The sequence below is a fragment of the Dysosmobacter sp. Marseille-Q4140 genome, assembly GCA_018228705.1.
GTDB lineage: Bacteria > Bacillota > Clostridia > Oscillospirales > Oscillospiraceae > Oscillibacter.
In genome coordinates, this window is sequence record CP073694.1 from 3,290,746 (window position 1) to 3,300,038 (window position 9,293).

At 62.3% G+C, this 9,293-nt stretch carries 9 protein-coding genes; all 9 read left to right on the plus strand.

All coding sequences use genetic code 11. From position 1 onward, the window contains the following. Nucleotides 1-68 precede the first annotated feature (68 nt). Nucleotides 69-1,469 (plus strand): terminase family protein, encoded by a 1,401-nt coding sequence (locus KFE19_16615; protein QUO39670.1) that lies wholly within the window; start codon nt 69-71, stop codon nt 1,467-1,469. Further along, on the plus strand, nt 1,469-3,487 hold the full coding sequence (locus KFE19_16620) for a hypothetical protein (protein ID QUO37942.1): 2,019 nt from the start codon (nt 1,469-1,471) through the stop codon (nt 3,485-3,487). The genes KFE19_16615 and KFE19_16620 overlap by 1 nt, the downstream gene beginning before the upstream one ends. After that, nucleotides 3,484-3,804, plus strand: coding sequence for a ribosomal-processing cysteine protease Prp (locus tag KFE19_16625; protein ID QUO37943.1), 321 nt, complete (start codon nt 3,484-3,486; stop codon nt 3,802-3,804). The genes KFE19_16620 and KFE19_16625 overlap by 4 nt, the downstream gene beginning before the upstream one ends. A 191-nt stretch (nt 3,805-3,995) precedes the next feature. After that, nucleotides 3,996-4,958, plus strand: coding sequence for a hypothetical protein (locus KFE19_16630; protein QUO37944.1), 963 nt, complete (start codon nt 3,996-3,998; stop codon nt 4,956-4,958). A gap of 44 nt (nt 4,959-5,002) precedes the next feature. After that, entirely contained in the window at nt 5,003-6,016 is a 1,014-nt protein-coding gene (locus KFE19_16635) for a N4-gp56 family major capsid protein (GenBank protein QUO37945.1), read from the plus strand. Between the two features lie 48 nt (nt 6,017-6,064). After that, nucleotides 6,065-6,454, plus strand: a complete 390-nt coding sequence (locus KFE19_16640; protein QUO37946.1) for a hypothetical protein — start codon at nt 6,065-6,067, stop codon at nt 6,452-6,454. Nucleotides 6,455-6,553: 99 nt separating this feature from the next. Beyond that, nucleotides 6,554-7,441, plus strand: coding sequence for a hypothetical protein (locus KFE19_16645; GenBank protein QUO37947.1), 888 nt, complete (start codon nt 6,554-6,556; stop codon nt 7,439-7,441). A 3-nt stretch (nt 7,442-7,444) separates the two neighbouring features. Beyond that, nucleotides 7,445-8,896, plus strand: coding sequence for a hypothetical protein (locus KFE19_16650; protein ID QUO37948.1), 1,452 nt, complete (start codon nt 7,445-7,447; stop codon nt 8,894-8,896). After that, nucleotides 8,893-9,293 (plus strand): hypothetical protein (locus KFE19_16655; GenBank protein QUO37949.1); only part of this gene is annotated, 401 nt, incomplete at its 3' end. The genes KFE19_16650 and KFE19_16655, both read left to right, overlap by 4 nt.

Consider the following 9,293-nt stretch of genomic DNA (forward strand, 5'->3'; position numbering starts at 1 on the left):
GACGGAATGGAGCGGAGTTTGTGAGGACGAATGTGATCTGGCGGCCGCAGCCCAAGCAGGCCGTTTTCATGTCCCGGGCGGAGGACGAGGCCCTTTACGGCGGGGCGGCGGGAGGCGGCAAGTCTGACGCCCTGGTGATGGAGGCCACCCGGCAGGTGCATATCCCTTACTACCGCGGTCTGATCGTCCGCAGGACCTATCCCCAGCTGGAGGACCTGATCGGAAAGACGCTGCGGCTGTATCCCAAGGCGTTCCCAGGGGCGAAATTCAACGAGAGCAAGCACGTGTGGAAGTTCCCCAGCGGCGCCGTCATCATCTTCGGCAGTGTCCCTCACGTCAAGGACAAGTACAATTTCCAGGGAAAGCCCTACGACTTCATCGGGTTTGACGAGCTGACCCAGTTTCCCTATGAGATCTACGATTTTCTGGTCCACTCCCGGAACCGCCCCAATGGACCGGGCACCCGGGTGTATGCCAGGGCCTCCGCCAACCCCGGCGGCGTGGGGCACGCCTGGGTCAAGGACCTGTTTATCACCGCGGCGCCGCCCATGCAGACCGTTTGGAAGCGGGTGGAGATCCAGGAGCCGGACGGGAGCGTCCGCTCCAGGTACCGCAGCTCCATTTTTGTGCCCTCCACGGTGTTCGACAACCAGGCGCTGCTCCGGAACGACCCGGATTATCTGTTCCGCCTGGGCTCGCTGCCGGCGGCGGAGCGGGACGCGCTGCTCTACGGCAACTGGGACAGCTTTGCCGGTCAGGTGTTCATGGAATGGCGAAACGACCGGGATCACTACAAGGACCGCCGCGGCACCCATGTGATCGACCCGTTCCGGATCCCGGAGACCTGGGCTGTTTGGCGGAGCATGGACTGGGGCTATTCCAGGCCCTTTTCCGTGGGCTGGTACGCCGTGGACCACGACAAACGCCTCTACCGGATCCGGGAGTTGTACGGATGCACCGGGGAGCCCAATGTGGGCGTCAAGTGGTATCCGGATAAGGTGGCTGACGAGATCCGGCGCATCGAGAGCGAGGACCCCAATCTCAGAGGGAGGAACGTGATCGGTGTGGCGGACCCGGCGATCTTCTCCGATGCCGGAACGCAGAGCGTGGCCGCCAGCATGGAGCGCCGCGGCGTGTACTGGCAGGCGGGCAACCACGACCGGCTCAACGGGAAAATGCAGATCCACAACCGGCTTGCCTTCGACCGGAACGGGCGGCCCATGCTCTATGTGTTTTCCACATGCAGGCACTTCATCCGCACCATTCCGGCCCTGGTGTACTCCGAGACGGATGTGGAGGATGTGGACACCGACGGAGAGGACCATATTTACGACGAGTGCCGGTATCTTTGCATGGAGTTCCCGGTGGCCATGCCGGTACACAAGCCGCCGGCGGTGAAGCCCTACGACCCGCTGGACACTGACACGGAGGACTACGATCCATACGAATTTTACAGGAGGCTCGGATGATGAGTGGATTATTTGGATTTGGACGAAATCAGGGCAACCGGGTGCCGGATGGCCCCGGGGCGCAGGCGGGGCCCGCTGCCGGGCCCGTGGGCGCCGCAGCTGCCGCCGGGGTGTCCCTGCTGCGCAGCGGACGGACCCGGACCATGACGCAGGAGCGGCTTGCCAGGGCCCGGGAGACCCTCACCAAGTACAAGGACGGCAAGACGGCCCTGGAGAACCGCCTGATCGAGGAGGAGCAGTGGTACAGGCTGCGCCACTGGGAGTACCTGCGGCGCAAGAAGGAGAAAGACGCCCGGACTCCGGAGCCTACCTCAGCGTGGCTGTTTGACTCCATCGCCCAGAAGCACGCCGACGCCATGGACAACTTCCCGGTGCCTGCGGTTCTGCCCCGGGAGGAGAGCGACCGGCAAAGCGCGCAGCTCCTGTCCGACATTTTGCCGGTGGTCCTGGAGCGGGCGGATTTCGAGCAGGTCTACAACGACAACTGGTGGGAGAAATTGAAGCATGGGACCGCCGTCTACGGCGTGTTCTGGGATTCCGACGAGGAAAACGGACTGGGGGACGTGGTGGTCCGGGACATCGACCTTCTGAACATCTTTTGGGAGCCGGGAAAGCGGGATATCCAGGCCAGCCGGAACCTGTTTATCGTGTCACTGGTGGACAAGGACCTGCTCGCGGAGGAATATCCCAGGGCAAAGGGGAGCATGGATTCCCAGGTGATCACCGTGTCGGAATACATCCACGACGAGAACATCGACACTGCCAGCAAGGCCCTGGTGGTGGACTGGTACTACAAGGTCAAAAGTCCAAGCGGCAGGACCATTCTCCATTACTGCAAGTTCGTGGGAGACACGGTGCTGGAGGCCACGGAGGATGATCCGGAGTACCGGGAGACGGGCCTCTACGACCACGGGCTTTACCCGGTGGTGTTCGACGTGCTGTTTCCGGACAAGGATTCCCCGGCGGGCTTCGGCTATATCGCGGTGGCAAAGGACCCCCAGCTCTACATCGACAAGCTCTCCGGCGCGGTGCTTCAAAACGCCCTCATGTGCTCCAAGCCCCGGTTCTTCCGCTCTGCGCAGACAGGCGTCAACATGGAGCAGTTCTGCGACTGGAACCAGGATATCGTGGACGTGGAGGGATCTTCTCTGGACGAGACGCGCCTGCGGCAGATCGAGGTCCAGCAGGTGCCGGGGAACGTTCTGGATGTGTTGCAGCTGAAGATCAACGAACTGAAGGAGACCACCGCCAACCGGGATTACAACGCCGGCGGCACCACATCCGGCGTGACCGCGGCCGCCGCCATCGCCGCTCTCCAGGAGGCGGGAAACAAGACCAGCCGGGACAGCATTTCCGGCAGCTACCGGGCCTATCGCAAGATCGACTCCATGGTGGTGGAGCTGATGCGGCAGTTTTACGATGTGGAGCGGTCCTTCCGGATCGTGGGCCCCAACGGCGGGGAGCGGTTTGAACGGTTCTCCAACGCCGACATCCGGGATCAGGAGCTGCCGCCGGCGGTTCCCGGCGGAGAGACCATGGAGGGATATGTGCCCATGTTCCGCAGGCCGGTCTTTGATTACGATATCAGAGCTCAGAAGCGGTCTCCCTTCTCCCAGATGGCTCAGAACGAGATGGCGAAGGAGTTCTACTCCCTGGGATTTTTTAACCCGGAACGGGCACAGGAGAGCATGGCAGCCCTCCAGATGATGGACTTCGACGGGCACGATCAGGTGATGCAGCAGGTGCAGCAGGGCCAGACGCTGCTGAACATGCTGACCCAGGCCACCATGGAATTGAATATGCTGCGGGCGGTCCTGGGTCAGAGGACCGGAACCGTGTCCGCTCAGGCCGGAAGTTCTGCGGCGCCGTCATCCGGCGGAGGGACGGGCCGCGGGATCGGAGCGGAGGCCCTGGCAGCCCAGACCGCTCATGGAGCCGATACGACCCCTTACGGGCAGGTTCTCATGGAGCAGTCCAGGCCCGACATGAGCCGTACATCGGGGGTATCTGTCAAGTGATTACGATTAACATGTGTTCGGATCCGACGGAGGACGCCTACAACTTGCGGATCGAGGGACACGCCGGATATGCGCCGGAGGGGCAGGACATCGTGTGTGCCGCCGTTTCCGCCCTGGCGCTGTCCCTGCATGGATGGCTGGCCGCACATCCGGAGATCTGCCTTTGGGCCAGCCGGGACAGCGGAGGCAGCGCCCGGTTCCTCTTTCACAGGACGCCCGGCTCCAGGGCGGTGTATGAGATGCTCTCCGCAGGCCTTTCCTCCATTGCGGCGGAGTACCCGGAATACGTACGCATTTCCCGTGAAGTCCTGCACTGAAAAATTTTTTTCGGAAATTTGACGCTTTTTGGACGGCTCGTTGTTACGCTGGATCTGTGGCCGGAGATCAATTTCGTTCCTCTTCTTCATGGATGGATGCCCTCCGCGGGGCTGAAAAGCGGCGGAGGGCATTCCGATCCGGTTTCCGGACCCACTGGACACGGGACAACGCCCGCGGAAAGGAGGCCCCTATGGGCTATCAGAAATTCACGCTTCTCCCTGCGCGGCTGCAGCTGTTCGCCGGTGACGGCGGCGGTTCCGGTGACGGCGGCGGGGTGGCCGGTTCCCTTGGCGCTTCCGCCAGCGGCCAGGCGGATGATTCGGGCGGGGAGCAGCCAACTGTCCTCTATGGCAGGCAGGACGGAGGCTCCACGGAAGGTCTCGACGCCGGAGACGCAAACAATACCCCCAATGCCGAAAAAGACGGCAAAGAGACACTCAAAGAGCGTCAGGCCCGGTATCGGGAACTCATCAACGGGGAGTTCAAGGACTTCTACCAGCAGGATACCCAGCGGATGATCGACCGGCGGTTCAAGGAGACCCGCGGTCTCCAGGAGCAGCTGGAGAACCAGCGGGTGGTGCTGGACCAGCTCTCCAGCCGGTACAACACCCCGCCCGGCGATATCGCCGCCCTCCAGCGGGCGCTGGACAGCGACACCGCCATGTGGGAGACCGCCGCCGAGGAAGCCGGTATGACGGTGGACCAGTACCGCATGGTGGACAAGATGCGCCGCAGCAACGCCCAGATGCAGGGGCAGCTGCTTCGTATGCAGGCGGCCCAGCGGTCCCGCCAGCAGGTGGAGACCTGGCAGCGGGAGGCTGCGGAGCTCCAGCAGGACTACCCGGATTTCAACCTGGCGGAGTTCGTCAAGGATCCCCAGAACATGGAGTATCTCAAACACCATGTGCCCATGCGGATGATCTACGAGTACGCCAACCGGGACGCCATCATGCAGGACACGGCCAGCAGGGCCGCCCGGCAGGCGGAGACCAATGTGGTCAACAACATCCGATCCAAGGGGCGCCGCCCCAAGGAAAACGGCGCCGCCCAGCAGCCCGGTGTGGTGGTGAAGGACAACGTGGACTCCCTCACCAATGACGATATCGACGAGATCATCCGACGGGTGCAGAGGGGAGAGCACATCTCCTTCTGACGCTTTTTCCCTGTCTCTTTGCCGCAAGGAAAGGAGACAACCATATGTTCCAGAAGTTAATGACCATTCCCGCCATGCTGCAGCTCTTTGCGGAGCCCAACACCAACGTCACCACCGACGGCGGCCTCAGCAAGGAGATGAAAACCTTCTACGACAAGGCGCTGATCCGCCTTGCCGAGCCGGAGCTGGTCCACGATCAGTTTGCCCAGAAGCGGCCCATCCCCAAAAACGGCGGCAAGACCATCGAGTTCCGCAAGTATACGCCCCTGGCAAAGCAGCTGACGGAGCTGACCGAGGGCGTCACACCCGACGGCCAGAAGCTCACCGTGACCACCATCGAGGCCACGGTCAAGCAGTACGGCGGATACATCACCCTCAGCGACCAGCTGCTGCTCACCGCCATCGACAACAACCTCATGGAGGCCATCACCCTGCTGTCCTCGCAGGCGGCCCGCACCTCCGACACCATCACCCGGGAGGTCATGGTGGCCGGAACCAACGTCCAGTACGCCGAGGGCCAGGTGGACAGCCGCGCTGCGCTGGCCTATACCGACGAGACGGACAACATGAACCTCACCGTGCGGGCCGTGCGCATGGCTACCCGCACCCTGAAGAACCAGAACGCCAAGCGGATCGGCAACTCCTATGTGGGCATCGTTCACCCGGATGCGTCGTTCGATCTGATGAGCGATCCCGAGTGGAAGTATCCCCACCAGTACAAGGACACCAGCAATCTCTACGCCGAGGAGATCGGCGAGGTGGGCGGCGTCCGCTTCGTGGAGACCACCGAGGCCAAGAAGTTCGTCTCCGCCGGTGCGTCCGGCCGGGACGTGTATGCCACCATGATCCTGGGCGCCAATGCCTACGGCGTGACGGAGGTCACCGGCGGCGGTCTCCAGACCATCGTCAAGCAGCTGGGCAGCGCCGGCACCGCCGACCCCCTGAACCAGCGCGCCACCGCCGGCTGGAAGCTGATGAAAACCGCTGTCCGTCTGGTGGAGGAGTATATGGTGCGCGTGGAGACCACCAGCTCTGTCAACGACCATATCGCCAACTGATCGGGCCGCTCCCTGACTGGGGGCAGCTCCCGGAACAAGGAGGAGTATATGCCTAAGACTACCGCGAACGAAACCCAGAACACCGAGAGCCTGGAACAGGCTCCCGCCCAGGACACCCAGCAGGCTCCCGCCCAGGACACTGCGCAGAAGGACCCTGCGACCCAGGACGCGAAGCAGGTGGAGAAGGTCCGCCGGGGAGACGAACTGGTGGAAGTGGAGCTGTTCTACGACGGAGACAAGTACAAAGACCCCGTGCCGGTGATCGTCAACGGCATCAAGATTGAAGTCCCCCGGGGAAAGAGCGTGAAGATCAAGCGGAAATACGCCGAGGTCCTGGAGCACTCCATGGCGCAGGACAAGCGGGCCGGACAGATGCAGGCCCGTATGGCGGCAGAGTTCGCTCAGGAGACGCGAGACCTGGGCCTGGAAACGGAATAACCGCGAGGCACGGCAATCGGTTTGCGACACGGCGCAGGCGTCCTTTTTCCCGGGATGCCTGCGCCGTATTCAATCTGACAGAAAGCGAGGTGGTACGCTTTGCGGACCATCCATGTGAAAATCAACGGGATGTTTGTCCAGAAGGACAGCAAAAACGGCGGCGTTCAGGGCGAGGGGAACGCCACGCAGCTGCATATCACTTTGGATAATACATGGGCCGGATACGGCAAGCGGATCATCTGGCGGGATGCCAAGGGGCAAAATCCGGTTTCTCTGGTGCTGTTTGATGCCAATGGCGGCGGACAGGCGGATACCCTGGTCTATGAAACGCCCGTTCCGGCGGAGGCTCTGGCCCTGCCGGGGTGGTGCTCCTTCACGCTGGAGGGCTATCAGGCTGCCGACGAGGCGGCGCAGACCCCCGCCTCCGCCGCGTTCAGTGTGCGGGATTTCCTCCAGGTGGAGGAAAACGACAGTGTTTGTTCCCCGGCGGAGCCGACACCGGATTTTGCACAGCAGGTCCTTGCCGTGATGGGCAGGGTGGAGGACGGAATGAAAACCTATGCGCAGGATGCAGCCGACAGCGCAGAAAAAGCCGGAGAGGCCGCGGCCGCCGCCAATGAATGTGCGGCGGAGACGGCTGAAGCCGCAGCTGCGGCGTCCGGAAGCGCCAAGGCCGCGGAAGGCAGTGCGGCTGCGGCAGCCGGGGACGCGGAAGCCGCGCAGCGCGCTGCGCGGCTCTCTGAGAGCTGGGCCGCCGGTGGGACGGGCGCACGGGAGGGGGAGGACACCAACAACGCCAAGTATTGGTCTGACCGGGCGCAGGCCATTGTGGGGACGGATTATGTCGTACGGACCGGAGATACCATGACCGGCCCGCTGTACCTGGCGGGTGATCCGGAAACCCCCATGGAGCCCGTGACGAAACGGTATGCGGAGAGAGTCCTTGTTTCCTCCGCGGAGATCAAGCGCTATAACCTGGGAGGCTGAGCCATGGCAGTTTACAAGTGGAACAGATATTCCATCAAGACGACGGAGAGTACCCGGAGTGTTCATTGCGCAGCCCAAGTGGAAGCCGGCGAGGTAAAGAGCGGTTGGAGGAACTTCTTCTATACCTCGATCAAGCCAAGCATTGTCGGCAGATATTACGCAGGCACATATACAGCAGGCAGTACAAATGGTGACCGCGTGAGCGTTGGGGGCCAATATATCTCTCAAACAAGCCAGAATGTACGGCAGATTTATCAAGGATTGGACTGGGCAGTCATCAGTGGCGACCTATTGATCGGAGATTTTACGGAATACACCCTCTCTGACACTAAGGGCAATTTGCAGGGCGTATCATACAGCAATTCCAGCTCCGGCTATCCGAACGGTGGCGTATCAGGAAACTATTGGTATGAGTATGCGGGAGTTCTGGGCAATGTGACCGGGCTGAGCGTTCCGGCCATCGCCATGGAAGGCCGGGACATTCCGGTCTCCTGGAACGCCTTTACGGACGCGCAGAGCTACGTGCTGGAGCGGCGGGCGGACAGCGGGAGCTGGACCCAAATCTACTCCGGCGCGGAGACCGGATATACGGATACCGCTGGGGACTGGAGCACGGTGCAGTACCGGGTGAAGGTGGTGCTGCCCGGAAGCGTGAGCGGGGACTACACCACTAGCGCATCGGTTCCGGTGGTTTCCGCGTCGGCGCTGGTGATCTCCGGAACCGACGGGGACCTGGGAGAACTGAGCGCCGACGTGGCGTATACCTGCTCCTCCAGCGGAGACGGCGCCATTACCGTGACGGAGACCGTCAACGGTGTTTATGAGCGGACCTTTACGGCGGTCAACGGCGCCGCCAACAAAATTTCGGTGCTGGATCTGCCGGTCGGCAGCGGGACCATTCACCTGACGGCTTCCACCAACCCCGGCAGCGGCGTGGTGACGGTGACCAGGGAATGGAACTACACGAAAACCGCCCCTGCGTTTGCGGACAGCGGCGCCGTCGACCGGCTGGAAAAGGACGGGAAAAACCTTTGGCCGATGACGATTCCGGAAGCGGTCAGAGCGCCGCAGCTGTTTGGTGGGGACCTGGGGAAGGCGCTGGAAAAACTGGCGCCCTTCGTGCCCGGCGGCGCGGTTTTGGAGACCGGGGCGTACACGGGCACCGGGACCTACGATTCAACCGCGAAAAACAAGCTGGTGTTCCGAAATCGGATCGCCCTTGTTTTTATCGTGCGTCTCAATCACCCAAGTGGCCTTTTAACCCCGTTCCTGGCCGGAGGCACACAAGCCGTGGCAAGTGTTGGAGGTACATCGGCAGGAAACGTCACCGTTTTCTACGAAGTAAACGGAAACGAGGTCAGCTGGTACGCCAATGGACAGGCGCTGAACCAGCTGAACGCATCCGGCGAAACGTATTTTTACGCCGCTTTGACGATCCCCGGAGGTGAAGCATGAACTATCTGAACAGGACTGCCCATGCGGACGGGTCCTATCCCGCCCCGCAGTCGACCCCCGCTCCGGATCTGATCCCACTGACGGGCGAACAGGCCGCCATGGTGGTGCGATACAGCGGGTTTGTGGTGATTGAAGAAGAGACCGACGGATCCGGAGCGATCTCCTGGAAGGTGACGCCCAATCTGGAGGCCTGGGAGGCCTGGAAGGCTGCCCAGCCGGACCCGATGGACGGCCTGCGGGCCGCAAAAGAGGACGAGCTCTCCGCAGCTTGCAACGCCGCCATCGTGGCGGGCATGGACGTGGAGACCAGCCAGGGGGCGGAGCATTTCAGCCTCCAGGAAACTGACCAGATCAACCTGACCACCGCTCTCTCCGCCGTGCAGGCCGGGGCCGCCGG